We start from the raw sequence: 25,858 nt of genomic DNA, 5'->3' as shown, positions 1-25,858 counted from the left end.
CCTCAGTACCCCGCCTTGCGGTCGACCACGTTATCAAGCTTTTCGCCGCGCTCGAAGGCATCCATCTGCCGCAACATGCTCGGCGCCAGGTGGACAGGGTCGGAGGTCGCCGCCGCGTGCGGCGTCACGAACACTTTCGGGTGACTCCATAGCGGACTGGTCTTCGGCAGCGGCTCGACCTCGAACACGTCGAGGCTCGCCTCCTTCAGCGTGCCGTCGCCCAGCGCGCGCAATATGTCGGCGTCCTTCTGCAGCCGGCCGCGCCCGGCATTGATCAGCACCGAGCCGCCGAGGCCGTTGCGCTTGCGCAATTCCTTCAGCACGCCGTAATTGATGATGCCGTGCGTATCCGGCGTCAGCGGCAGCAGCACCACCAGTATGTCGGTGGCGTTGAGGAAGGGGATCAGCCCGGCCTCTCCGGCATAGGTCGCAACGCCTTTCATGGCCTTGTCGCTGCGCGACCAGCCATTGACGGCAAAGCCGAGCGACAACAGCACCGACGCCGCGGCGCGGCCGAGATTGCCGAGCCCCATAATGCCGACCGAGATGTCGCCGGCCGGCCGCTGCGGCGGTTCGTGCCAGGTCTTCTTCGGCTGCTGGGCACGATAGAGCATGCCCTGGCGATGATGGTCGAGCACCCGCCAGACGACATATTCGGTCATGTATTGGGTGAGGTTGTCGGCTACCACTTTGACGATCGGCACATCGGGCAGGCCGGGATCGGCGAAGATATGGTCGACGCCGGCGCCGATCGAGAAGATTGCGCGTAGATTGGGCAGCGATTTCAAGAGGTTCGGCTTCTGCTTCCACACCACCGCATAGGTGATCGACGGATCCGAAGCGCCGTCCGGCTCCAGCACCACTTCGCGCTCGGCCGACAGCAGCTCGCGCCAGCGCTGCGGATGAAAGCCGGTGACGGCAAGCAGGATTTTGCCTTTTTCCATTTGCGGATTGTATTCCCTGTTATTCGCTGACGATACCGACCGGCGCCGTCTCGATCTTGAACGCGGCCGAGATCAGCGCCTTCGTATAGTCGGTCTGCGGCCGCTCGAAAATCTGTTCGGAAGGGCCGGCTTCGACGATCTTGCCATTGCGCATGACGATGACGTCATTGGCAAGGGCGCGAATGACTTTCAGATCGTGGCTGATGAACAGATAGGCAAGGTCGTGCCTGGCCTGCAGATTGCGTAAGAGGTCGACCACTTGCGCCTGCACGCTCATGTCGAGCGCCGAGGTCGGTTCGTCCAGCATGACGAAGCGTGGATTGAGCACCATGGCGCGCGCAATGGCGACGCGCTGGCGCTGGCCGCCGGAGAATTCATGCGGATAGCGGTTCCTGGTCGCCGGATCGAGCCCGACCTCCTTCAGCACGGCGACGACCTTGTCGTCGCGTTGGTCGGGCGACAGCTTCGGCTCGTGGATCTTCAAGCCTTCCTCGATGATCTCCGAGACCGACATGCGCGGGCTGAGCGAGCCGAATGGGTCCTGGAAAACGATCTGCAACTCGCGGCGCAGCGGCCGCATGGCGTTGAAGGAAAGCTGGTTGATGTCGCTGCCATTGAACTGGATGGTGCCGGTCGATGAGATCATCCGCGCCAGCGCCAGCCCGAGCGTCGTCTTGCCGGAGCCGGATTCGCCGACGACGCCTAGCGTCTGGCCGGCGCGTACGGTGACGTTGATTCCGTCAACAGCCTTCACATTGTCGACGGTGGTGCGAAAGAAACCCTTTTTGATCGGGAACCAAACCTTGATGTCCTTGCCGGTCATAACCGGTTTGGCGGCGTCGTTGGTGGCCGGCGGCTTGCCCTTCGGCTCGGCGGCGAGCAGGTGCTTGGTATAAGCGTGCTGCGGGTTGGCGAAGATGTCCCTGGTCGGCCCGGTCTCGACGATCTTGCCTTTGGTCATCACGCAGACGCGGTCGGCGATCTTTCTGACAATGCCGAGATCATGGGTGATGAACAGCATTGACATGCCCTTGCGGCTCTTCAGCCCCGCCAGCAATTCGAGGATCTGCGCCTGGACAGTGACGTCGAGCGCCGTCGTCGGTTCGTCGGCGATCAGCAGTTCAGGCTCGTTGGCCAGCGCCATGGCGATCATGACGCGCTGGCGTTGGCCGCCGGACAGCTGGTGCGGATAGGCGTCGAGCCGCTTCTCCGGTTCGCGTATGCCGACCTCGTTGAGCAGCGCCAGCGTGCGCGCCTTGGCCTGGCGGTCGCCCATGCCCTGATGCAGCGCCAGGATCTCGACGATCTGCTGCTCGATCGTGTGCAGCGGATTGAGCGAGGTCATCGGCTCCTGGAAGATCATGGTGATCTTGTTGCCGCGCACGCTGCGCAACTGCTTTTCGTTCATCGCCAAAAGGTCGGCGCCCTGGAACAGGATCTTGCCCGAGGGATGGCTGGCCGTCGGGTAGGGCAGAAGCTTCAGCACCGACAGCGCCGAGACCGATTTGCCGGAACCGGATTCGCCCACAAGCGCCACCGTCTCGCCCTTGGCGAGATCGAAGGAGATGTGGTCGACGGCGGTCGACTCGTTGCCGCCTTGGGTGAAGGCAACGCTGAGATCGCGGACGGAGAGCAGGAGTTCGCTGCTCATCGGAACGCCTTGCGCGGGTCGAAAGCATCGCGCGTTGCTTCACCGATGAACACCAACAGCGACAGCATCAGCGAGATGACGATGAAGCCCGATATACCGAGCCAGGGGGCATTGAGGTTACTCTGCGCCTGTTTTAGCAGTTCGCCGAGCGACGCGGTGCCGGGCGGCAGGCCGAAGCCGAGATAGTCGAGCGAGGTCAGTGTCGAGATCGAGGCGCTGACCAGAAAAGGCATGAAGGTCAGCGTCGCCACCATGGCATTGGGCAGAAGATGGCGCAGCATGATGGTGCGGTTGGACACGCCAAGCGCGCGGGCCGCGTTGACATATTCGAAGTTGCGCGCGCGCAGGAATTCGGCGCGCACCACGCTGACAAGCGACGTCCAGGAGAAGAGCAGCATCAGCCCGAGCAGGATGAAGAAGCCCGGCGGCAGGATGGCAGCGACGATCAGCAGCAGATACAGCAGCGGTATCGCCGACCAGATTTCTATGAAGCGTTGAAAGAGAAGGTCGGTCCAGCCGCCGAAATACCCTTGCAGCGCGCCGGCGGCGACGCCGATAACCGACGAACCCGCGGTCAGGATCAACCCGAACAGCACGGAAATCCTGAACCCGTAGATGATGCGCGCCAGCACGTCGCGCGCCTGGTCGTCGGTACCCAGCCAGTTCCAGTTGCCGACAATGCAGTCAGGATCGGCAGCGCCTTGCGGATATTGGCTGCATCGCCTCTGCGCGTCGTATTCCCATGACGGTTTTGCGGGAGCGGCGTCGGGGATCGCATTGTTGACGGTGCGGTAGGAATAGCGGATTGGCGGCCAGATCATCCAGCCATTGGCGTTGATCTCGTCGCGGATGACCGGGTCGCGATAGTCGGTGACGGCGTAGAAGCCGCCGAATTTTTCCTCGGGGTAGGCGACCGCCACCGGGAACAGGATCTCGCCTTTGTAGTAGGCGACGATCGGTCTGTCGTTGGCGATCAGTTCGGCAAACAGCGACAGCACGAACAGAGCGAGGAATATCCACAACGACCAGTAGCCGCGCCTGTTGGCCTTGAAGTTCTGCCAGCGCCGCTTGTTGAGCGGCGACAGCCAGGGGCGGGCGATCCTTGTCGGTGTGATCTCGGCTGCAGCCTGCGTCATCAGACGTCTCTCCGCTCGAAATCGATGCGCGGATCGACCCATGTGTAGATCAGGTCGGACAACAGCGTCACGAACAGGCCAAGTAGCGAAAATATATAGAGGTTGGCGAACACGACCGGATAGTCGCGCGCCAACACGGACCTGAAACCGAGCAGCCCGAGACCGTCGAGGGAAAAGATGTTCTCGATCAAAAGCGAGCCGGTGAAAAAGGCCGAGATGAAGGCCGCTGGAAAGCCGGCAATGACGATCAGCATTGCGTTGCGGAACACATGTCCGTAAAGCACCCGCCGCTCCGACAGGCCCTTGGCACGGGCCGTCACCACATACTGTTTGCGTATCTCTTCCAGGAAGGAGTTCTTGGTCAGCAGCGTCGTCGTCGCGAAGGCCGACAGCACCAGCGCCGTCAGCGGCAAGGTCATGTGCCAGAAATAATCGACGATCTTGTCAGGCCACGACAATTGGTCCCAATTGTCGGAGACGATGCCGCGCAGTGGGAACCAGTCCCAGAAGGAGCCGCCCGCGAACAGCACCATCAGCAATATGCCGAACAGGAAGGCCGGTATGGCATAGCCGACGATGATCACGCCGCTGGTCCAGACGTCGAAGGCGGAGCCGTCCTTGACCGCCTTGCGGATGCCAAGGGGAATCGAGATCAGATAGGACAACAGCGTGATCCACAGCCCAAGCGAGATCGACACCGGCATCTTTTCCAGGATCAGATCGAGCACCGAGATGTCACGGAAATAGCTGTCGCCGAAATCGAAGCGGACATAGTTCCACAGCATCATGCCGAAGCGTTCGAGCGGTGGTTTGTCGAAGCCGAACTGCTTTTCCAGCTTCTTGATGAATTCAGGATCGAGCCCTTGCGCGCCGCGGTACTTCGAACCGACATCGCCGGCCACATCGAAATTGCCGCCGCCTCCTGCATCGCCGCCGCCGCTGCCGAGGCGATCGCTGCCGCCCTGGTTGGTCAGGCTGGCGATGACCTGCTCGACCGGTCCACCCGGTGCGAATTGAGTGACGACGAAAGCAACAGCCATGATGCCGAACAGGGTCGGTATCATCAGCAGGATACGGCGCAGTATGTAGGCGCCCATCAGCTTTCACCCTCCCCCTTGTGGGGAGGGTCGATCCGCGAAGCGGAGCGGGGTGGGGGTAGTCTCGATCCGGCGTACGCCGTCACACCCCCACCCCGGTTCGCCATTCGCGCTGCGCACGAAGTGCTCACCGACCCTCCCCACGAGGGGGAGGGTAAAGTGCCGCGCAACAGCCTACCCTTTGCCAATTTTTGCCGCCTTGCCCTTGTCGACCCACCACAGCGCTTCGACCGGGAAGTCGAAATCGGGTTTCCGCTCGGGAAAACCGAACATGTCCCAATAGGCGCTTCGATGATTCGCCAGGAACCAACTTGGAATCCAATCCCTCCGTGCACGCAAGACCCGGTCGAGCGCGCGCATGGCAATTGTCAGGCTTTCGCGACCCTCGGCGGCACCTGCGGCGTCAACCAGGGCGTCGATGGCCGGGCTCGACGTTCCCGGCAGATTGCGAGAGCCCGATACGGTAGCTGCTCGCGAATGGAAAATGGTTTCGAGGTCATCACGGGTTGGCGTCGCCGGAAACGAGGCCGCGACCGAGACGAGGTCGTAGTCGAACGAATTCTGCCGCAGCTGATATTGCGCGGCATCCACCAGCCGGATCGAGGCATCGATGCCGACCGCCTTCATGTTTTCGACCCAGGGCGAGTAGACCTGTTCGAATACTTCGTCGTCGACAAGAAACTCTGCGGACAACCGACCACCCTTGTCGTTCACGACGAAATTGCCGGACCGTTTCCAGCCGGCCTCGGCCAGAAGCTTGGCCGCCTTGCCAAGCAACTGCCGGTCGCGGCCGGAGCCGTTCGACGCGTCCTGGATCACGGCTTCGCCAAAAGCCTCGGCGGGAATCTGCTCACGCAGCGGCTCAAGAAGAGCCAATTCTTGTGGCGACGGTCTGCCCTCGGCGCGAAATTCGGATTTCTCGAAGCAGGATTGCGAGCGCTCATAGGAACCGTAGAAGAAATTGCGCCGCGTCCATTCGAAGTCGAAGCACAGCCCGATCGCCTGCCGCACGCGCGAGTCGCGAAACTGCTCGCGCCGCTGGTTGACGGCGGTGCCCTGCATCGAAGGCACCGTTTCGGCCGGGAATTCGTGCTTCACCACCTTGCCGGCAGTGAAGGCTGGGAAGTCGTAGCCGGTCGCCCAGACGCGCGAGGTGAATTCCTCCCTGTAGAGGATTTCTCCCTTCTTGAACGCTTCGAAGGCAACGCTACGGTCCTGATAGAACTCAACGCGAATCCGCTGAAAATTGTTCTGGCCGCGATTGACCGGCAGGTCGTTGCCCCAATAATCAGCCACACGCTCATATTCGATCCAGGCCCCTGCCGACCAGCGACCGACCTTGTAGGCGGCTGACCCCAACGGCGGGTTCATCTGCGAGGAATCGAACGGGTTGGTCGTGTAGAACGCCTTCGACAGGACCGGGAACTCGACGACGTTGAGGATGGTGCGGCTTGTCTGCTTGCCGGAAAACCTAAGCTGCAGCGTGTGGGCATCCACGGCAATCCCGTCATCCAGATGCGTTAGCGGCAGGGAATAGTACGGGTGCCCCTTGTCCTTGAGCAGCTTGAAGGTGAAGGCGGCATCCTCTGCGGTCAATGGCGTGCTGTCATGGAAGCGGGCCTGCGGGCGCAGCGAGAAGGTGAAGTCGTTGCGGTCGTCGGAAATCGTCACGCCGTCAGCGATCAGCCCGTAAACGGCGTCAGGTTCGTCGTACGCTCTCACCATCAGTGAATCGAAGCACATCTCCGTGCGCTGGGGCGAATCGCCTTTGGGGACGAACGAATTCAGCGTGTTGAAGGTCAGCGGCGTCTGGTTGGCAAGCCAGTTGCGCGGCAGGAAGTTGAAGACGCCACCTTGCGGCGCATCGACATTGACATAGTCGAAATGAGTGAAGTCCGGCTTGTATTTGAGGTCGCCGAAAGCCGACAGTCCATGCAGTTTCACGCGGGTTGGGCTGGCGGCGAAAGCCTTGCCCGGCAGCAGCGCAGCAACAGCCGCGGCGCCACTGAGGGCCAGGAAATCGCGGCGAGGGAGCCCCGCCATCAATTGCTGCCCTTGTACTTGGCGGCCAGGGCCTTTTCCTTGTCCGCATCGATCCACCAGGAATCGATATCGGCGCCACGGTAGCCGGGCTGCTTTTCCGGAATGCCGAACTTGTTCCAGTAAGCCAGCCACACAACGGCGCGATAGTATTGCGGCACCACATAGTAATTCCACAGCAGCACGCGATCGAGCGCATGGGTGGTGGCGACGAGGTCATCGCGATCCGTGGCAAAAATGATGCGGTCGACAAGGGCGTCAACGACCGGGTTCTTGATGCCGGAATAATTGCGCGATGCCGGTGTGCCGGCGGACTTGGAGCTCCAAAAATCGCGCTGCTCGTTGCCGGGCGATTCCGACTGTTGGAGCTGTCCTGTGATGACGTCGTAATCGAAATTTCTGACGCGGTTGGTGTACTGGCTCGGGTCGACGATGCGCAGTGTCGCATCGACGCCGATCTTGCGCAGATTGGCGATCCAGGGGCTGGAAATGACCTGGTCGGTTTCATTCGAGCCTAGGATTTCAAACTTGAATGGCTCGCCGGTCTTGGCGTTGACCATCTTGCCGCCCTTGATCACCCAGCCGGCCTGGGCGAACAGGTCGACCGCCTGCTTCAGATATTTGCGCTCCGCCTGCGGCGAATCGTAGACCGGCAACTTGAATTCCTGGGTGAATACTTCCGGCGGCAGCTTGTCGCGGTACTTCTCCAGGATCTCCAATTCCTTGCCTTGCGGCAAGCCGCTAGAGGCTAGGTCCGTGCCCTGGAAATAGCTGTGGGTGCGAGTGTTGAAACCGAAGAACAGCGTGCGGTTCATCGATTCGAAATCGAACGGGTAGGTGAGCGCGGCCCTGACCAGACGATCGGCAAACAACCTATGTCTCTGGTTGAGCATGAAAGCCTGCATCGGCTCGGGCGAGGTGGTCTTGAACTCCTGCTTGATCACATCGCCGGCCTTGATCGCCGCGAAATCATAAAATGTCGCCCAGCGCTTCGAGCTGTTTTCCGGCTTGATATCGTCGAGGCCACCTTTCTTGAACGCCTCCCAGGAGGCGTTGTCGTCAAGAATGTAGGTGAAGTGCTGCGTGTCGAAATTCTCCCGGCCGATCTTCACAGCCAGCTTGGCGCCCCAATAGTCGGGGACGCGCTGCCAGACGATTTCCGACCCCGCCTTGAAGCTGGCGATCTTGTATGCAGCCGAGCCCAGCGGCGGCTCCAGCGTCCCCTTGGTGATGTCGCGCTTCTTGCCATTGTCGTCGGTGCCTTCCCACCAATGCTTGGGCAGCACGACAAGGTCGCCGAGGATCTTGGGCAGTTCGCGATTGCCCTTCTGGTCGAAGTGGAACTCGACCTCACGGTCCGAGACAGCGACGGCGTCGGTGACGTTTTCGAAATAGCGGCTGTACATCGGGCTGTTGGCCTTCAGCACCTGGAACGACCAGATCACGTCGTCAGTGGTGATCGGCTGTCCGTCATGCCATTTCGCCCGTGGGTCGAGCCGGTAGGTGGCCGAGGAATAGTCGGTAGGGTACTTGTAGGCATCGGCGATGAGCGGGTGGCTGACGCTGCCTTCGTCAGTCGCTTGATCCATGAGCGTGTCGTAGAGCAGGCCGCCGCCAAATGGCTGCAGGCCGGCCGCCGGCGAGCCCTGCACGATGTAGGGATTGAAGCTGTCGAACGTGCCGGAAACGACCGAATTGTAGGTACCGCCTTTCGGTGCATCCGGATTCACATAATCGTAGCGCTGGAAATTCTCGCCATATTTGGAGGGGCCGATCAGCGAAGAGGTGGTGTGCCATTCCTGGGGGAAGGCTGCCTGCAGGCCGCCTGCGAGGGCGCCCACAACCAGAAAGGACCTCAGAAGCGTTCGGCCAACCGTCATGCGTTCTCCTCTTCGCCATGCCCGGCAATCCTAAATGATTTGACGCCGGTGAAAACCGCCATGCGGCGGCTTTGTCGCCGCATATGCGATTTTCCTAACAAAAAGCCGGCCTGAACCCGGCTTTTTTGAGATCATGGAGATGACAATTCGGTTATTTGGCGGGCGCCGGTGCCGGCGTCGCAGGGGCTGGAGCTGCACCTTCAGCCGGCTTGGCCGGAGCAGCACCCTCGGCCGGCTTGCCCGGCGCGGTTGCATCAGCGGCGGCACCTGGCGTCGGCAGCGGCTTCGGACTATCCGACAGCGTGCGCAGATAGGCGATGACGTTGGCGCGGTCCTCGTCCTTCGGCAGGCCGGCAAAGCCCATCGCAGTGCCCTTCACGAATTTCTTCGGCGAGGTGATGAAGTGGTTGAGGTTGTCATAGGTCCACTTCTCCGCGCCGCCCTTGGAAAACTCTTTCATGCCGGCCGAATAGGCAAAGCCCTCATGCTCGGCGACGGGGCGGTCGACGATGTCCCAGAGATCCGGGCCGACCTTGTTGGGGCCGCCTTTTTCGCCGGAATGGCAGGCCTGGCATTTCTTAAAGACGGCCGCACCTTGCTCGACATTGGCGGTGGCCAAAAGGTCGGCGATCGGCTTGGCCTCTGCCGCGGGTCCGGCGGCGCCGCCTTCGGCAGGCTCCGTCGCCTCGATGGCAAAGCCGGGTTTTTCCGGCGCCGGCGAGGCAAACAGGGCGTCGGACACCAAACCGACCGAGAAGACGACGAAACAGGTTCCAAGCAACCCGGCGAGCAGTTTGTTGACTTCGTTGGAATCCATACGCCCCAGGGCTCCCTTTTCCGGCGGACCTCTCCGTCCACTCCGTCCGTCGGTATCGTGACCCACCCCGTCGAGCCGGTCAAATCGGGCGGAAACTAGGTCTTTTGCTTGGGCGTTGCAACACCTATAAGGGCGCTTCCAGTGAGACCTTTTGCCACTTTCCCCATCCTCTTTCGAACGCCTTGCAACCTCGATGTCCACGCTCATCCTGATCCCGGCCCGCATGGCCTCGACGCGCCTGCCGGGCAAGCCGCTGGCCGACATAGCCGGCGCGCCGATGATCGTCCATGTCGCCCGCCGCGCCGCTGAGGCTGGGCTTGGCCGGGTGGTGGTGGCAACCGACACGCGCAACGTGGCCGAAGCGGTGCGCGCGCACGGTTTCGAGGCGGTGATGACGCGCACCGACCACGAATCCGGTTCCGACCGTATCTTCGAGGCGCTGACCGCCCTCGACCCCGATCGCAAGGTCGAAACCATCGTCAATGTGCAGGGCGACCTGCCGACCATCGATCCCAAGATCATCGGTGCGGCGCTGAAACCGTTCGAGGACGCTGCGGTCGACATCGCCACGCTCGGCGTCGAGATCGTCCGCGACGAGGAAAAGGCCAACCCCAACGTCGTCAAGATCGTCGGTTCGCCGTTGTCGGCGACGCGGCTGAAGGCGCTCTATTTCACCCGCGCCACCGCGCCCTGGGGCGAGGGGCCGCTCTATCACCATGTCGGCCTCTACGCCTATCGGCGCTCAGCCCTCGAACGCTTCGTCGCGCTAAAACCGTCGCCGCTCGAACGGCGCGAGCGGCTGGAGCAGTTGCGGGCGGTGGAGGCCGGTATGCGCATCGATGCCGAGATCGTGCAATCGCTGCCGCTCGGCGTCGACACGCCGGAAGACCTCGAACGCGCCAGACAAATTCTTTGCTGAGAAGACAAATCCTTTCCTGACACCGCAGATCCTTTCAAACCTGAGATATCGGCATGCCTGACAAGACCAACAGAATAGCCTTCCAGGGCGAACCGGGCGCCAATTCCGACACCGCCAGCCGCAACATGTTCCCTTCGATGGAGCCGTTGCCGTGCCCCACCTTCGAGGATGCCTTCAACGCGGTCGAGACCAACAAGGCCGACCTCGCCATGATCCCGATTGAAAACACCATCGCCGGCCGCGTCGCCGACATCCATCATCTCTTGCCGGAATCGAAACTCCACATCGTCGGCGAATATTTCCTGCCGATCCACTTCCAGCTGATGGTGCTGCCAGACGTCAAACGCGAAGAGATCAAGACCGTGCACAGCCATATCCATGCGCTGGGACAGTGCCGCAAATACATCCGCAAGAACGGTTGGAAGCCGGTGATCGCCGGCGACACGGCGGGCTCTGCGAAGCTGGTCTCGGAGCTCAAGGACCGCACCATGGCCTCGCTCGCCCCGGCGCTAGCCGCAGAACTCTACGGCCTCGACATCATCGAGAAGAACGTCGAGGACACGGATTCGAATGTCACCCGCTTTGTCGTGCTGACCAAGGACAAGCGATTGGCCGAACGGCCCTCGGCCGACACCAAGATGATGACGACCTTCATGTTCCGTGTCCGCAACGTGCCGGCTGCGCTCTACAAGGCAATGGGCGGTTTCGCCACCAACGGCGTCAACATGACGAAGCTGGAGAGCTATCAGTTGGGCGCCTTCACCGCGACGCTGTTCTACGCCGATATCGAGGGCCATCCCGACGACCCACTGGTCAAGCTGGCGCTGGACGAACTGCGCTTCTTCTCGCGCGAAGTGCGCATTCTGGGTGTCTATCCCGCCAGCGAGTCGCGCGAGCAGTGGAAGGTCTCGGACTAAGGTTCCCCTAAACCAGCAGGGTCAGCGGCACATAGTCGATTTCCATGAAGGTTTCGACTTCCGGGATCCAGCGGTCGCGCACGAAGGCAACGTGGTCGGGATGCTCGTTATATCTGGTGTAGGCGGCCTGATCGACGAACTCCATCGAGAAGCCGAAGTGATAGTCGTTCTTCGGGCTGACTTGCCGCAGCGGCTCGAAATGGGTGACGCCCTTGATTGCGCTGAGAATGCGCTTGGCATCGGAGAGGAACCGCTTTTCCTCCAGCGAGTACTGCGGGTGCTTCAGGGTGAAAACCACGGTGTGACGGATCATTTTTGCTCCCGTTAAGCAATTCCAGGAAAAGTGTGAAGCGGTTTTCCGTCCGGAATTGCGTAAAATAACAAGTCTTATTCGCTGTCGACCCAGGCGCGGATCAGATGATGCGCGATCGCGCCTTTCGGCGGCGTGACCAGATTGTCCTTGTGCGTCCTCTCCAGCATGGAACGCACCTCGTCGCGAAAAAACCAGCGGCAATCTTCCAACTCGTTGAGATCGGCCTGGATGTCGTCATTGAGCGGTTCGCCGAAACAGCCGATCATCAGCGAATAGGGGAACGGCCAGGGTTGGCTGGCATGGTAGACGACGCGGCCAAGCCGGATGCCGGCTTCCTCCAGCGTTTCGCGGCGCACCGCCGCCTCGATCGTCTCGCCCGGCTCGATGAAGCCGGCAAGCGCCGAGTACATGCCGGGCCCGAAATGCCGGCCGCGGCCGAGCAGGCATTTTTCCCGCGTCGCCGTCAGCATAATCGCCACCGGATCGGTGCGTGGAAAGTGCTCGGTGCCGCAATTTGGGCAATGGCGCTTGTAGCCGCCGGCCCGCATTTGCGATTCATGGCCGCATTTGCTGCAGAAGCGATGGGTGGCATGCCAGGCAAGCAGGGCGGCGCCTTGCGCCAGCGCGCCCGCTGCCGCCTCGTCGATCAGCCCCTGCATATAGACCGAGCGATAATCGATCGCCTTCATGGTCTCCGGTAGCTGTTCGGGATCGAGGCCGACCGGCACGGCAAGTACCGGGCCGCTCTCGGCAAAGCCAAGCAGCACGCCTTGTGCGAGTGATGGCTGCAGCTTCTGGCCCTCAGCCAGATCGAACCAAGGGTCGAAGCTGCCATCGTGCAATTTCAGATACAGCCGTCCGCCATGCATCGGCAGAAGACGTGCCGAGGGATCGGCCAACGCCCTTTCGACGGAATCGTCGGCGCGGTTCTCGGATTGCCGATCAATCGTGTTTCCGGCGAAGCCGACGAACTGGCTCGGTTCGCGCAAGGGCGCGTCAAAAAGGCGAAAGGTCATGGAAGCTCGAACGTCTAGGGATGGACACAGGCGGCTTATAGCGCCGCCTTGATCTGTTGCGCAAATTGGCGGATGCCTGAACGCTCATAGGGCTCGCGCATGCCGTGCCCCCACACCGGCCCCGGCCAGCCCGGATCGCCTTCCGAGCGGGCGATGACGTGGACATGCAATTGCCGAACGATGTTGCCGAGCGCGCCGGTGTTGATCTTGGTGCAGCCCGTGGTTCTTTTCAGCGCCTGCGCCACCATGTTGGTTTCGAAGGTCAACATCGCCTGGTCGAGCGGCGTCATGTCGTGGATTTCTTCGGCCCCCGGCCGCTGCGGCACCAGGACCAGCCATGGCCAGCGGCTATCGTTCATCACCCTGAGCTCGCACAGGCCGAGCCACATCAGCTGCTCGCTATCCGCCTCCAGCCTGGAGTCGAGCGTGAATCCGGCCTTGAGGCCCGGTAGCATTGGCGTTTCCCTTGCGCTTCTCGCATTATTCCCAAACTCATGACGCTAGAGCGGCTGCACGGGGGCTGCAAGCGATTCATTGAGCGGCGGAGTTCACGGGCATCCGATTCTCAATGCACCCTTGCATTTGATCGCTGAATTGCCGATATGGAACGCGGGAGGTTGGTGGTGGACGATCCACTCGCCAACCGGGTCAGGTCCGGAAGGAAGCAGCCCTAACGAGCCCGGAACGGGTCATTGTTCCAGCCTCCCACCTCATCGGCCCCTCTCGCGACATTGACGACGCATTGCAGCGCGGGCGAGACTATTGGAGCAATTCCAGGGAAAGTGTGAGCGGTTTCCCGTCCGGAATTGCGTTAAAGCAAAGGGTAGAGCGGTTTGCCGTTTCAGAAAACGGTGAAACGATCTAGCAGGAATCGGCTACGCTGAGACGCGGCCTTTTGGAGCTTTACGGGCGAATGAGCGAAGCCGGAAATTCGGACCCCGAAAACCTGGAGAAGCAAAAGGCCGTCGCCTATCGCGTGCTGGCGCGCAAATATCGTCCGTCGAATTTCTCCGAACTGATCGGCCAGGAGCCGATGGTCCGCACTTTGACCAACGCTTTCTCCACAGGCCGCATCGCCCAGGCCTGGATGCTGACCGGCGTGCGCGGCGTCGGTAAGACCACGACGGCGCGCATCCTGGCGCGGGCGCTCAACTACAAGACGCCGACGGTCGACCATCCCTCGGTCGACCTCGCCCTCCTGGGCGAGCACTGCCAGGCGATCATGGAAGGCCGCCATGTCGACGTCATCGAGATGGACGCCGCGTCGCATACCGGCATCGACGACATCAGGGACATTATCGAGCGCGTGCGCTATGCCCCGGTGTCGGCGCGCTACAAAGTCTACATCATCGACGAAGTGCACATGCTCTCCACCCAGGCCTTCAACGGCCTGTTGAAGACGCTGGAAGAGCCGCCGCCGCACGTCAAATTCATCTTTGCCACCACCGAAATCCGCAAAGTGCCGATCACCGTGCTGTCGCGCTGCCAGCGTTTCGACCTGAGACGCATCGATGCTGGCGCACTGGTCGCGCACCTCTCCTCGATTGCCGGCAAGGAAGGCATATCGGTCGACGACGACGCGCTGGCGATGATCGCGCGCGCCGCCGAAGGCTCGGCCCGCGATTCGCTCTCCATCCTCGACCAGGCGATCGCCCATGGCGGCGGCGCCGTCAGCGCCGAAGCGGTGCGCGCCATGCTGGGTCTCGCCGACCGCGCCCGCATCGTCGACCTGTTCGAACATGTCATGAAGGGCGATGTGGCGGCCGCCCTTGCCGAATTCCGCAACCAGTACGACACCGGCGCCGATCCGGTTGCCGTGCTGACCGATCTGGCCGAATTCAACCACCTCGTCACCCGGCTGCGCTTCGTGCCGACGGCTGCCGACGACGCTTCCCTGTCCGAGGATGAGCGCCGCCGCGGCGCCGACTTCGCCAGCACGCTGTCGGTCAAGGTTCTGTCGCGAACCTGGCAGATGCTCTTGAAAGGCATTCCCGAGGTGCAGTCGTCCAACCGACCGGTCAGCGCCGGCGAGATGGTGCTGATCCGGCTGGCGCATGCCGCCGACCTGCCGACGCTGGACGAGGCGCTGAAATCTCTAGAGAGCGGCGCTCCGGCGTCCGGTGGTGCGTCACGCCCGAATGGTGCGCCGGTAAATGCCGGCAATGGCGGCGGCGCCAGCGCGGTAGCGCAGACCCGGATGCCGTCCGGGCCAGCCGGTGCGCAAACCATGCGATTGGTCGACGCGCCCCCGGTCGCCTTTGTCGCGCCTCCGCAGCCGGTCGTCGAGCCGCAATCGCCGCCGCTGAAATCGCTGGCCGATATTGTCGCTCTTGCCGACGCGCAGCGTGACATCGCCTTTAAGGTGCTGGTCAAGAGCTGTATTCGCCTGGTGCGCATCGAGCCCGGCCGTATCGACGTCGGCCTGACCGCCGATGCGCCCAAGATGCTGCTCAACGACTTGACGACGAAGCTGCGCGCCTGGACCGGCCGCAACTGGCTGGTGTCATTGTCGAAGGAAGAGGGCGGCCAAACGCTGGCCGAGATGGAATCGACCAGGCGCGAGACTGCTTTCTCCGACGCGAAAAGCGATCCGGCTGTGGCCGCCATCCTGGCGCGCTTTCCCGGCGCCAAGATCATCGACGTGCGCATTCCCGACGCGCCGGAAGTCGACACCGACAAGGCCGAAGCGCCGGTCGAGCCGCCGTCCGACGACGACGAAACCTGACCATAGCCACGAATCCGCAAAGGACCCGACCATGAAAGATCTTCTCGGCCTGATGGGCAAGGCGAAGGAAATGCAGGCCAAGTTCCAGGCCATGCAGGACGAGATCGCGACGATTGAAGCAAGCGGGCAGGCGGGCGGCGGGCTGGTCAATGTCACGCTGACCGGCAAGTTCGAAATGAAGTCGCTGAAGATCGATCCGTCGCTGTTCAAGGAGGACGAGGTCGAGATTCTCGAAGACCTGCTGCTGGCCGCTCACAATGACGCCAAAAATAAGGTCGAGCAGATTATGCAGGAGAAGACCAAGGCGCTGACGGCAGGCTTGCCGATCCCGCCCGGAATGAAATTGCCGTTCTGAGCCGGCTCCAACCAGTTAATTGATTATGAAGGGAAATCGGCTGCGGAGGCTGTTGTTAAGACTTTCTCCGGCTTTGCTCACGCGGACATATCCGGGCATTTATAAAGTTTTACCTATGCTGCACGAAAGCTAATCCTTTAGCCATCTTTTTGCCTTTAAGAGTCTCATTCTTGCCACATCTCGGGGCGGGCTGGCATCTGGACAATGAGGCATTTTTGTTGATCGCGACGCGATGGAAGACGCCGCTTCTGCTCGGCATCATCTTCTCCCCTATGTTCCTGGCCGGTTGCAGCCAGACCACGTCTTCGCACGGCCTGTCGGTCGCCAGTCTGACCGACGCCATCACGCCCAGCTTCCTTTCGACGCGCGCCTACCGCAACACGCCGAAGGAGAAGGAATGTCTGGAGCGGGCGATGTTCTTCGAGTCCAACCGCTCGAGCCGTGACGGCATGATCGCCGTCGGCACGGTGGTGATGAACCGGCTGCGCTCCGGCAATCATGGCAGCACCATTTGCCAAGTGGTTGGCGAACCGGGCCAGTTCGCGCCCGGCGTGATGACGCGGGCGATGAATTCGAAAGCGATGCCCGATGTCGAGGAGGCCGCCGATGCGGTGCTCAAGGGCGAGCGCAAGGCCAAGCTGAAAAACACGATGTACTTCCACACCGCCGGCCTGAGGTTCCCCTACAAGAACATGCATTACACCATGGTTGCCGGCGGCAACGCCTTCTACGAGAAGCGCGGTCGCAACTGGCAGCCGCTGCCGGATGAATCCACGACCATGGTTGCCTCGGCGCAGCCGCGCGCGCCTGTGCCTGAAGCGCCGGTGCAGGTTGCCTACGCCGAGCCGGTGGTGAAGACCATTGTCCGTCCAGATCCTGCCAAGCAGGCCGCGGCGGTTCGCGCAGCCAAGGCGACACGTGCCCCGGCCGAGCAGACCTATGTGACGGCTTCCGCGGCGCCCGCCAAGAGCGCCCGCGTCGCCGCCAAGCAGACGGAGGTGGCGATGCAGGAGCCGATGGCCGAGCCCGATGCCTCGCGTTTCGGCGGCACGCTGAACGCCCGCCACATCACCTCGGTTCCATCGGCAACGCAGGAAGCGTCGATGGGCTTCCAGTCGACGCCTGAGAATACCGACGCTATCGGCGCGATGATTATCGACCAGACCCGGCCAGCGTCAGCTTACTGACGCCAAAAACAGTTTCCAAGCCCGCCATGGCAGCATGGCGGGCTCGGTGCGTATGCGGCATGTTTCAAAGCGCGCGGAAAAATCCTAGATCAGTGCGATGTCGAAGCGAATCGCCGGTCCCGAGATCGAACGCCTGATCCAGCTCCTGGCCAAGGTGCCGGGGCTAGGGCCGCGTTCGGCCAGGCGTGCGGCACTGCACCTCATCAAGAAGAAGGAGCAGCTTTTGTCGCCGCTCGCCGCCGCCATGGCTGAAGCCGCCGACAAGGTGCGCATCTGCACGACCTGCGGCAACGTCGATACCTCCGACCCTTGCATGATCTGCACCGATCCGCGCCGCGATGCCTCGACGCTGATCGTCGTCGAGGATGTCTCCGACCTCTGGGCGCTGGAGCGGGCGGCGGCCATGAATGTGCGCTACCACGTGCTCGGCGGCACGCTATCGCCGCTCGACGGCATCGGCCCCGACCAGCTCAATGTCCGCTCGCTGGTCGACCGCGTCGCCGGCGGCGAGGTGAAGGAGGTGATCCTCGCCGTCAACGCCACGGTCGAGGGCCAGACGACGGCGCATTATCTCACCGACCAGCTCTCGGGTTTCGAGATCAAGGTCACCAGACTTGCGCATGGCGTGCCGGTCGGCGGCGAACTCGACTATCTGGATGAGGGGACGCTGGCGGCGGCCTTGCGCTCGCGGACGGCGTTTTGACGCAATTGGCGGGCAGGATGTGCGACATGAAAGCTTCGCATTCTTCGAGGTTTGCGCCAAACACCCCCCTCTGTCCTGCCGGACATCTCCCCCTCAAGGGGGGAGATCAGCAGCTTCTCGGGCGGCATTCTTCTTTCAACGCTGGTGGTTGGCGAAAACCGAAGCGACAGCCAATCTCCCCCCTTGAGGGGGAGATGTCCGGCAGGACAGAGGGGGGCGCGACAGAACGCAGATCTTTTGGATTGGCGCTCGTTGCGCTTCTCGCATCCCTCGTTGCCCTGCTTTTTGTAGCCCCCGCCTCCGCCGCCAAAATCGACGACCAGTTCCGCGCCTGGCTGAAAACCGATCTCTGGCCGGAAGCCCAGACCAAAGGCATCTCCAAATCCACCTTCGACGCCGCTTTCGACGGCGTGAAGCCGAACCTCAAATTGCCCGACCTCGTCCTGCCCGGCGAGAAACCCAAAACTCCGCAAAAACAGCATCAGGCCGAGTTCGGTTCGCCCGGCGCCTATTTCGCCGAAAAGACGGTGCGCGCCGTCACGTCAGGTGGGCGCACGCGCGAGGCGGCCAACGCCAAGACGCTGGCTGCGATCGAAAAGCGCTACGGTGTCCCGGGCGAGATACTGTTGGCGATCTGGGGCCGCGAGACCGGCTTCGGCGCGGCGAAAATGCCCTACGACGCCTTCGAGGTTCTCGGCACCAAGGCGTTCATGTCGACCAAGAAGGACTTCTTCCGCACCGAGGTACTGGCGGCGCTCGAGATCGTCGAGCATGGGTTGGCGCCGGTCGGCGCCATGAAATCGTCCTGGGCCGGCGCGCTCGGCCAGCCGCAATTCATGCCGACCTCGTTCCTGAAGCACGCCGTCGACTACGACGGTGATGGGCACCCGGACATCTGGAATTCGACGCCGGACGTGCTGGCCTCGATCGCCAACTATCTCGTCCACTATGGCTGGGTGAAGGGGCGTGGCTGGGGTTTCGAGGTGACGGTTCCGGAAAGCGTTTCCTGCTCGCTCGAAGGTCCCGACCAGGGCAAGAAGATCTCAGCCTGGGCGGCGATGGGAATCAGCCGCGTCGGCGGCAAAGCCTTTCCGGCCAACGAACCGAAGGCGGAAGGGTTCCTTTTGATGCCGGCCGGACGCAGCGGTCCGGCCTTCATCGCCACGACAAATTTCTACGTGCTGAAGCAATACAACACCAGCGACCTCTACGCCCTGTTCATCGGCCATGGCGCTGACCGCATCGCCCATGGCGATGCTGATTTCGTCGGCAGCTGGGGTGCGGTCGGCGGCCTGCATCGTTCCGACATCGCCGCGCTGCAACGGGCGCTGGAGGCCAAGGGCTACGATGTCGGCAGCGCCGACGGCCTGCCCGGCTTCAAGACCCGCCGCTCGATCGGCAGCTGGCAGGAAAAGAACGGCCGCCCCGCCACCTGCTTCCCCGACGCCGATCTGGTTGCTGCCATCAAGTAACACCGAAAAGAGCAGATTTTTCCCCATCGGCGGCTGCAATTGGCTCGCCCATGCTTCGACGCGCACAGCATATTCCGGTCCAGTATGCCGGCTCGCAAAAATGCCCGTTGCCGGTTGGAGGGCTGCCGGATAGGGTGTTGACCAACTGGAAAAAAATCAACACGGTATGGGGTCTAACGGTCGTCCTCCGGCCGCGAAAAAGATTACTGCAGCCCTGAGCCGGGAACTCGGGGTCAACAATCAACAAAACAGGGAACAATCATCATGATGATGGAAAAGTTTGCTCTACGTTCGCGCGTCTGGCTCGCAGGTGCTGCCATGTCCGCTCTGCTCATTGGCGTCGCGCCGGCCTTTGCCGTGACCCCCGCCGACACGCTGGTCGAAGGTTTTGCCATCGACGACATCATCTCCATGGATCCGGGCGAGGCGTTCGAACTGTCGACCGCCGAAGTCACCGGCAACACCTATGATCTGCTGGTCCGCCTCGACCTCAGCGACACCTCCAAGGTCAAGGGCGACCTTGCCGAGAGCTGGACCGTCTCCGACGACGGCCTGGTCTATACGTTCAAGCTCAAGCCCGGCCTAAAGTTCGCTTCGGGCAATCCACTGACGGCCGCCGATGTCGCCTATTCCTTCGAGCGCGCCATCAAGCTGGATAAGCCGCCGGCATTCATCATCAACCAGTTCGGCATCAGCGGCGACAATGTTGCCGACAAGGCCAAGGCCGTCGACGATACCACCTTCCAGTTCACCGTCGACAAGGCCTATGCGCCGAGCTTCGTGTTAAACTGCCTGTCGGCAACGGTCGCTTCGGTCGTCGACGCAAAGCTGGTCAAGGAACATGTCGCCGCGGTGACGCCGAGTGCCGACTACAAATGGGACAACGATTTCGGCAACGCCTTCCTGAAGACCGGTTATGCCGGCTCCGGCGCCTACAAGCTGCGCGAATGGCGGGCCAATGAGGTCGTCGTGCTGGAGCGCAACGACAATTACAATGGCGAGAAGGCCAAGCTCGCCCGCGTCATCTACCGCAACATGAAGGAAAGCTCGGCACAGCGCCTGGCGCTCGAAGCAGGCGACATCGACGTTGCCCGCAACCTCGAGCCGAACGATCTCGACGCCATCGCCAAGAATGCCGATCTCACCACGACCAGCGCGCCGAAGGGCACGGTCTTTTACATCAGTCTCAACCAGAAGAATCCGAACCTCGCCAAGCCCGAGGTTCGCCAGGCGTTCAAATATCTGGTCGACTACGATGCGCTGAGCACGACCATCCTCAAGGGCATTGGCGAGATTCACCAGACCTTCCTGCCCAAGGGCGTGCTGGGCGAACTGGACGAAAATCCGTTCAAGTTCGACGTCGCCAAAGCCAAGGAACTGCTGACCAAGGCCGGCCTGGCCGACGGCTTCAGCGTAACCATGGACGTACGCACGGGACAGCCGACAACGGGCATGGCGGAATCGATCCAGCAGACGCTTGGCCAAGCCGGCATCAAGCTGGAAATTATCCCGGGCGACGGCAAGCAGACGCTGACCAAATACCGCGCCCGCAATCATGACATCTATATCGGCCAGTGGGGCCAGGACTATTTCGATCCGAACTCCAACGCCCAGACCTTTGCCTCAAACCCGGACAATTCGGATGAAGGCAAGACCAAGACGCTGGCCTGGCGCAATGCCTGGGACATCCCGGACCTGACAAAGCAGACCGAAGCAGCCTTGCTGGAGAAGGATGCCGGCAAGCGCGCCGATATGTACAAGAGTCTTGAAAAGACGATCCTCGACACCAGCCCCTTCGTCATCATCCACCAGCAATTGGAAGTGGCAGGCCTGCGCAAAAACCTGAAAGGCTTTGCGCTCGGTCCGAGCTTCGACACCAACTTCGTCGGCCCGGTCTCCAAGGAATAGCGCCGGCGGACGCGCCCTGATGAGCGCGATTGAAAACCAGGCGACGGCGGGGCAGGGAAGCGCCCGCGCCGTCGCTATCTTGTTGGCGATCGGCCGCTTCCTGGTCATCGCCGTCACCACCTATCTCGGCCTGCTCGCGGTGACCTTTTTCATCGGCCGCGTCATCCCGATCGATCCGGTGCTGGCGGTGCTCGGCGACCGCGCACCGGCCAATGTCGTCGAGCGCACCCGCCGCGAGATGGGGCTCGATCTTCCGTTGATCGAGCAATTCTATATCTATCTCAAGCATGCGCTGAACGGTGATTTCGGCACCTCTGTGCTGACCACCAATCCTGTGATGACCGACATCCGCCGTGCCTTTCCGGCAACGATCGAACTGGCGACTTTGGGCACTCTGATAGGCTCGTTGATCGGCGTGCCGCTCGGCGTGCTGGCAGCGGTAAAACGCGGCAGTCTCATCGACCAGATCGTTCGCATTGTCGGCCTGATTGGCTATTCCGTGCCTATCTTCTGGATCGGGCTTTTGGGGCTTGTCCTGTTCTACGCCAAGCTCCAATGGGTGGCTTTTCCTGGCCGCCTCGACATCGTCTACGAGTACACATTCACACCGATCACCGGCTTCTACCTGCTCGACGCCGCGCTGCAGGGCCAGTGGGATGTCTTCTACGACGCTTACCGCCACATCATCCTGCCGGCAGGGCTGCTGGGCTATTTCTCGCTCGCCTATATCAGCCGAATGACGCGCTCATTCATGCTGAATGAGCTGTCGCAGGAATACATCGTCGCCGCGAGCGCCAAGGGCCTGTCTGAAACGCGAATCATCTGGGGCCATGCGCTGCGCAACGCCGCGGTGCCGATGGTCACGGTGATCGCGCTGTCCTATGCCGGGCTGCTCGAAGGTTCGGTGCTGACCGAGACGGTGTTCTCCTGGCCCGGCATCGGCCTCTACATCACCAATTCGCTGCAGAACGCCGACATGAACGCCGTGCTCGGCGGCACCATCGTCATCGGTTCGGTGTTCATCGGCATCAATCTCCTGTCCGATGTTCTCTACAAGGTGCTCGATCCGAGGACGAAGACAGGATGAGCGCCGAAGCAATCCAAACGCGCCGCGATTGGCTGCTCAGCGATCGGCCGGCCTCGCGCATGCAGGCACGGCTCGGCCGCGCCTATGTCGCCTGGCGGCGCTTTTCCGCCAACCGGCTGGCGTTTCTCGGCCTGCTCATCATCATCGCGCTGCTACTGGTCGCCGCCTTTGCCGATGTGCTGGCGCCCTATTCGCCGACCATCGGCGATCTCAAGAATGCCCGGCTTTTGGCGCCGAGTGCGGCGCATTGGTTCGGCACCGACGATCTCGGCCGCGATATCTATTCGCGCATTCTTTTCGGCTCACGCTGGACGCTCTATGTCGTCATTCTCGTCGCCGTCATCGCAGCCCCCATCGGCCTTTTGGTCGGCACCGTCGCCGGCTATGCCGGCGGCTGGACCGATGCCATTCTGATGCGCATCACCGACATCTTCCTTGCCTTCCCCAAGCTGATCCTGGCGCTGGCCTTTGTCGCGGCCCTTGGACCCGGGATCGAAAACGCGGTGCTGGCCATCGCCATCACCTCGTGGCCGCCTTACGCCCGAATTGCCCGCGCCGAAACGATGACCGTGCGCAATTCCGATTACATCAAGGCGGTGCAATTGATGGGCGCCTCGCCGTTCCGCATCGTGCTGCGCCACATCATGCCGCTCTGCATCTCTTCGCTGATCATCCGGGTGACGCTCGATATGGCCGGCATCATCCTCACCGCCGCCGGCCTCGGTTTCCTTGGCCTCGGCGCGCAGCCGCCGCTGCCGGAATGGGGCACCATGATCGCGTCCGGCCGTCGCTTCGTGCTCGACCAATGGTGGGTGGCCGGCGCGCCCGGCTTCGCCATCCTGATCGTCAGTCTCGGCTTCAACCTGCTGGGCGACGGCCTGCGCGATGCGCTCGATCCCCGGAGTGGCGACCAATGAGTGGTGACCAATGAGCGGTGCACTTCTCGATGTCGACGACCTGCGCGTCACCTTCCCGACTCGGACCGGCCTCATCCAGGCGGTGCGCGGCGTCACCTTCTCGCTCGGCCGAGAGCGGCTGGGCATTGTCGGCGAAAGCGGCTCCGGCAAGTCGCAGACCGGCCGCGCCATCATGGGGCTGACGCCGCCGCAGGCTCTGGTTTCGGCCAAGAAGCTCGCCTTGGACGGCATCGATCTTTTGGACATACCCGCCCGCCAGCGCCGGGCGCTGCGCGGCAAACGCATCGCCATGATCCTGCAGGATCCGAAATATTCGCTCGACCCGGTGATGAGCATCGGCCGCCAGATCGTCGAGACGCTGCGCACGCATGAAAAGGTCTCCAAGGCCGAAGCGCGCGAGCGGGCGCTGGCCATGCTGGAAGCTGTGCAGATCCGCGATCCCTCGCGTGTCTTCGACCTGCATCCGCACGAGGTGTCCGGCGGGATGGGCCAGCGCGCCATGATCGCAATGATGCTGATCGCCGGACCGGAACTGATGATCGCCGACGAGCCGACCTCCGCGCTCGACGTCACCGTTCAGCTCGATGTGCTCGGCATCCTCGACCGCTTGGTCAGTGAGCGCGGCATGGGTCTGATCTTCATCTCGCACGATCTGCGGCTGGTCGCCTCCTTCTGCGACCGCGTCATCGTCATGTATGCCGGCAAGGTGGTCGAGCAGCTCAAGGCGTCGGAGCTGCGCGACGCCCAGCATCCCTACACGCGCGGCCTGCTCAACTGCATGCCCAGGATCGGTTACGAACGCCACCCGCTGCCGGTGCTCGACCGCAAGCCGGAGTGGGCGGCATGACGCCAGCCATTTCGATTGAAGGGCTGGAGGTGGTGTTCGACCGTTTTCGCGCGCTGAAAGGGGCGAACCTCGAGGTGAAGTCCGGCGAATCCTTCGGCCTGGTCGGCGAGAGCGGTTCCGGCAAGTCGACGCTGCTCAAAGCCATTGCCGGCCTGGTGCCGGCCAAATCCGGCACTATCACGGTCAACGGCAAGACGCTGGGAGCGCGCCGCGACAAGGCTTTTTATCGCGAAGTGCAGATGGTCTTCCAGGACCCGTATGGTTCGCTGCACCCGCGCCAGACCGTCGACCGCCTGCTGCAGGAACCGCTCGCCATTCACGGCTTTGCCGATGGCGAGCAACGCATCCAGCGCGCCCTTGACGAGGTCGGATTAGGCAACGGTTTCCGTTTCCGCTACGCGCACCAGCTCTCCGGAGGTCAGCGTCAGCGCGTGGCGATCGCGCGGGCGCTCATCCTCGAACCGTCGATACTGCTGCTCGACGAACCGACATCGGCGCTCGACGCTTCGGTGCAGGCCGAAGTGCTCAACCTGCTCGAAGAAATTCGCCGGCGGCGCAAGCTGACCTTCCTGATGGTCAGCCACGACCTCGCCATCATCACCCATATGTGCGAGCGCCTGATGGTGATGCAGAATGGCGAAGCGGTGGAAAATCTCACCGCGGGCCAGCTGATCGGGCATCGGGTGGAGAAGGATTATACGCGCAATCTGTTGAGGGCGAGCGAGGGGTTTGTTCGGACGGCGTGAACTAGTTTCTTCCGCAGAATAATCGCTTGGGGAATTCCATGGAAGAATGGAAGTTTGCAGATCCGCCCAATGTCGCGGTGCTATCGGACAAGAGCATATTGAAACGGGGCGACTGGATCGCATACGTTGTGCATGAAGCTGACGATGACGAGAACTACAACGATGAAGGGGGCAGTTGGCAATTCTATAGCAGCGACTCTCGAGATTGGGATGAACGCGAGATAATACTCGTTGGCCTTCAAGAGGTGGTGCAGCAGGATGAAAGCATCCTGGCATTGGCCGACTTGCCAAAAGGCTGGCATGCTTGGCGGACCTCAAAATCATCGCCATGGCAGCGAGCGAAATCGCGCCCCGAACCCTCTAAACGATAACGAATGACCGGCAAAGCCTTAAGCGGGGTCTTGCGCCAGTTCGCCGTTCTCCGGAACAGATGGTTCGTCCCCTGCTTAGGCTCCTTGATCCTGAACCACGTCACATAAAGCGCCGGCAGGAACAGCAGCGTGATCGCCGTGCCGGCGATGATGCCGCCCATCATGGCGTAGGCCATCGGGCCCCAGAACACTTCGCGCGCGATCGGGATCAGCGCCAGGCTGGCGGCCGCGGCCGTCAGCGCGATCGGCCGCATGCGGTGCTCGGTCGCTTCGATACGGCTTCCCAGCGGTCTTGGCCCTCGGCCACCAGATCCTCGATCTGCACGATCAGGATCACCTGAGTTGCGGATCAGGATGCCGATCAGCGCCAGGACGCCCAGAATGGCGACGAAGCCGAGCGGTGCGCCGCTCGGCACCAGGGCCGCGACCACGCCGATCAGGCCGAGCGGCGCCACCGCCACCACCAGGAACAGGCGCTGAAAACTTTGCAACTGGATCATCAGGATGGTCGCCATCACGAACAGCATCAGCGGCACCACCGCTGCGGCTTTTTGCGCTTTCTTCGACCGAGCCGGCGGTTGCAACGGAATAGCCGGGCGGCAGTTTGGCGATGAAGGCGTCGACCGACGGCTTCAATTCGTTGACGACGGTGGCCGGCAGCACGTCGCCAACGAGGCGCGAACGGTGATCGTCGGGATGCGGTTGCGCCGCCACACCGTCGGCTGTTCGAGGTCGTAGCGGAAGTCGCCACTGCCGCGAGCGGGATCGCTTCGCCGTTCCCGGTGACGGGTGAGCTGTCACGGACTGCCC

The 25,858-nt window shown here is 62.1% G+C and carries 24 protein-coding genes and 1 other RNA gene; 14 read left to right on the top strand and 11 right to left on the bottom strand.

Features of this window, described 5'->3' with window-relative positions; all coding sequences use genetic code 11:
• Nucleotides 1–2 precede the first annotated feature (2 nt).
• From NLY43_RS15175 to NLY43_RS15145, 7 genes are all read right to left on the bottom strand, one after another.
• Nucleotides 3–944, bottom strand: coding sequence for a 2-hydroxyacid dehydrogenase (locus NLY43_RS15175; RefSeq protein ID WP_023682039.1), 942 nt, complete (start codon nucleotides 942–944; stop codon nucleotides 3–5).
• A gap of 19 nt (nucleotides 945–963) precedes the next feature.
• On the bottom strand, nucleotides 964–2,595 hold the full coding sequence (locus tag NLY43_RS15170; protein WP_023712589.1) for an ABC transporter ATP-binding protein: 1,632 nt from the start codon (nucleotides 2,593–2,595) through the stop codon (nucleotides 964–966).
• Nucleotides 2,592–3,731 (bottom strand): ABC transporter permease, encoded by a 1,140-nt coding sequence (locus NLY43_RS15165; RefSeq protein ID WP_023682037.1) that lies wholly within the window; start codon nucleotides 3,729–3,731, stop codon nucleotides 2,592–2,594. Before NLY43_RS15165 ends, NLY43_RS15170 begins: the two co-directional genes overlap by 4 nt.
• The gene (locus NLY43_RS15160) at nucleotides 3,731–4,828 is read right to left on the bottom strand and encodes a microcin C ABC transporter permease YejB (RefSeq protein ID WP_023712587.1); all 1,098 of its coding nucleotides are present in this window, start codon (nucleotides 4,826–4,828) and stop codon (nucleotides 3,731–3,733) included. The genes NLY43_RS15165 and NLY43_RS15160 overlap by 1 nt, the downstream gene beginning before the upstream one ends.
• Nucleotides 4,829–5,002: 174 nt before the next feature.
• Complete coding sequence (locus NLY43_RS15155) at nucleotides 5,003–6,871, bottom strand: extracellular solute-binding protein (RefSeq protein ID WP_023712586.1); 1,869 nt, start codon at nucleotides 6,869–6,871, stop codon at nucleotides 5,003–5,005.
• Entirely contained in the window at nucleotides 6,871–8,748 is a 1,878-nt protein-coding gene (locus NLY43_RS15150; RefSeq protein WP_023712585.1) for an extracellular solute-binding protein, read from the bottom strand. Before NLY43_RS15150 ends, NLY43_RS15155 begins: the two co-directional genes overlap by 1 nt.
• Before the next feature lie 151 nt (nucleotides 8,749–8,899).
• On the bottom strand, nucleotides 8,900–9,565 hold the full coding sequence (locus NLY43_RS15145; protein ID WP_023688767.1) for a c-type cytochrome: 666 nt from the start codon (nucleotides 9,563–9,565) through the stop codon (nucleotides 8,900–8,902).
• Nucleotides 9,566–9,758: 193 nt separating this feature from the next.
• On the opposite strand from NLY43_RS15145, the gene NLY43_RS15140 reads away from it, so the two are divergent.
• The gene (locus NLY43_RS15140; RefSeq protein WP_023712584.1) at nucleotides 9,759–10,484 is read left to right on the top strand and encodes a 3-deoxy-manno-octulosonate cytidylyltransferase; all 726 of its coding nucleotides are present in this window, start codon (nucleotides 9,759–9,761) and stop codon (nucleotides 10,482–10,484) included.
• Nucleotides 10,485–10,537: 53 nt separating this feature from the next.
• Nucleotides 10,538–11,401: a prephenate dehydratase gene (locus NLY43_RS15135; protein WP_023712583.1), complete on the top strand. Its 864-nt coding sequence runs from the start codon at nucleotides 10,538–10,540 to the stop codon at nucleotides 11,399–11,401.
• 7 nt (nucleotides 11,402–11,408) lie between these two features.
• Here NLY43_RS15135 and NLY43_RS15130 read toward each other — a convergent pair whose 3' ends face one another.
• From NLY43_RS15130 to NLY43_RS15120, 3 genes are all read right to left on the bottom strand, one after another.
• On the bottom strand, nucleotides 11,409–11,714 hold the full coding sequence (locus NLY43_RS15130; protein ID WP_023669515.1) for a Dabb family protein: 306 nt from the start codon (nucleotides 11,712–11,714) through the stop codon (nucleotides 11,409–11,411).
• 74 nt (nucleotides 11,715–11,788) lie between these two features.
• Nucleotides 11,789–12,730: an NAD(+) diphosphatase gene (gene nudC / locus NLY43_RS15125; protein ID WP_023712582.1), complete on the bottom strand. Its 942-nt coding sequence runs from the start codon at nucleotides 12,728–12,730 to the stop codon at nucleotides 11,789–11,791.
• 35 nt (nucleotides 12,731–12,765) lie between these two features.
• On the bottom strand, nucleotides 12,766–13,185 hold the full coding sequence (locus NLY43_RS15120; protein WP_023682032.1) for an HIT domain-containing protein: 420 nt from the start codon (nucleotides 13,183–13,185) through the stop codon (nucleotides 12,766–12,768).
• Nucleotides 13,186–13,342: 157 nt separating this feature from the next.
• Between NLY43_RS15120 and ffs the strand changes: the two genes are divergently transcribed.
• The 11 genes from ffs (at nucleotide 13,343) to NLY43_RS15065 (ending at nucleotide 24,677) form a co-directional block, all read left to right on the top strand.
• Nucleotides 13,343–13,439: signal recognition particle sRNA small type (gene ffs / locus NLY43_RS15115), an RNA gene on the top strand.
• Nucleotides 13,440–13,643: 204 nt separating this feature from the next.
• Nucleotides 13,644–15,455: a DNA polymerase III subunit gamma/tau gene (locus tag NLY43_RS15110; RefSeq protein ID WP_023712581.1), complete on the top strand. Its 1,812-nt coding sequence runs from the start codon at nucleotides 13,644–13,646 to the stop codon at nucleotides 15,453–15,455.
• A gap of 31 nt (nucleotides 15,456–15,486) precedes the next feature.
• The gene (locus NLY43_RS15105) at nucleotides 15,487–15,810 is read left to right on the top strand and encodes a YbaB/EbfC family nucleoid-associated protein (RefSeq protein WP_023669519.1); all 324 of its coding nucleotides are present in this window, start codon (nucleotides 15,487–15,489) and stop codon (nucleotides 15,808–15,810) included.
• A gap of 218 nt (nucleotides 15,811–16,028) precedes the next feature.
• Nucleotides 16,029–16,997 (top strand): cell wall hydrolase, encoded by a 969-nt coding sequence (locus NLY43_RS15100; protein WP_023696746.1) that lies wholly within the window; start codon nucleotides 16,029–16,031, stop codon nucleotides 16,995–16,997.
• A gap of 97 nt (nucleotides 16,998–17,094) precedes the next feature.
• A complete protein-coding gene (gene recR / locus NLY43_RS15095) occupies nucleotides 17,095–17,700 on the top strand; it encodes a recombination mediator RecR (protein ID WP_023696745.1) in 606 nt (201 codons plus the stop codon).
• Nucleotides 17,701–17,894: 194 nt separating this feature from the next.
• Nucleotides 17,895–19,172, top strand: a complete 1,278-nt coding sequence (locus tag NLY43_RS15090) for a lytic murein transglycosylase (RefSeq protein WP_023712580.1) — start codon at nucleotides 17,895–17,897, stop codon at nucleotides 19,170–19,172.
• A gap of 264 nt (nucleotides 19,173–19,436) precedes the next feature.
• Nucleotides 19,437–21,080, top strand: coding sequence for an ABC transporter substrate-binding protein (locus NLY43_RS15085; RefSeq protein ID WP_023682026.1), 1,644 nt, complete (start codon nucleotides 19,437–19,439; stop codon nucleotides 21,078–21,080).
• 19 nt (nucleotides 21,081–21,099) lie between these two features.
• Nucleotides 21,100–22,167, top strand: a complete 1,068-nt coding sequence (locus NLY43_RS15080; protein ID WP_023712579.1) for an ABC transporter permease — start codon at nucleotides 21,100–21,102, stop codon at nucleotides 22,165–22,167.
• Nucleotides 22,164–23,084, top strand: a complete 921-nt coding sequence (gene nikC / locus NLY43_RS15075) for a nickel transporter permease (protein WP_023682024.1) — start codon at nucleotides 22,164–22,166, stop codon at nucleotides 23,082–23,084. The genes NLY43_RS15080 and nikC overlap by 4 nt, the downstream gene beginning before the upstream one ends.
• 10 nt (nucleotides 23,085–23,094) lie before the next feature.
• Entirely contained in the window at nucleotides 23,095–23,931 is an 837-nt protein-coding gene (locus NLY43_RS15070) for an ABC transporter ATP-binding protein (protein ID WP_023669526.1), read from the top strand.
• Nucleotides 23,928–24,677, top strand: coding sequence for an ABC transporter ATP-binding protein (locus tag NLY43_RS15065; RefSeq protein WP_023688757.1), 750 nt, complete (start codon nucleotides 23,928–23,930; stop codon nucleotides 24,675–24,677). The genes NLY43_RS15070 and NLY43_RS15065 overlap by 4 nt, the downstream gene beginning before the upstream one ends.
• Before the next feature lie 238 nt (nucleotides 24,678–24,915).
• On the opposite strand, the gene NLY43_RS15060 is transcribed toward NLY43_RS15065, so the two are convergent.
• Nucleotides 24,916–25,575 carry an efflux RND transporter permease subunit gene (locus NLY43_RS15060; protein WP_156935498.1) on the bottom strand — a complete coding sequence of 220 codons (660 nt, stop codon included), beginning with the start codon at nucleotides 25,573–25,575 and terminating at the stop codon, nucleotides 24,916–24,918.
• On the opposite strand from NLY43_RS15060, the gene NLY43_RS15055 reads away from it, so the two are divergent.
• Nucleotides 25,553–25,786 (top strand): hypothetical protein, encoded by a 234-nt coding sequence (locus NLY43_RS15055; RefSeq protein WP_023712577.1) that lies wholly within the window; start codon nucleotides 25,553–25,555, stop codon nucleotides 25,784–25,786. The two genes, NLY43_RS15060 and NLY43_RS15055, sit on opposite strands and share 23 nt — an antisense overlap.
• The last annotated feature ends 72 nt before the right edge of the window (nucleotides 25,787–25,858 follow it).

Source organism: Mesorhizobium sp. C416B (assembly GCF_030323165.1).
Taxonomy (GTDB): domain Bacteria; phylum Pseudomonadota; class Alphaproteobacteria; order Rhizobiales; family Rhizobiaceae; genus Mesorhizobium.
Note: the sequence above shows the minus strand (reverse complement) of the source record. Positions and strands in the feature narration are given on the sequence as shown.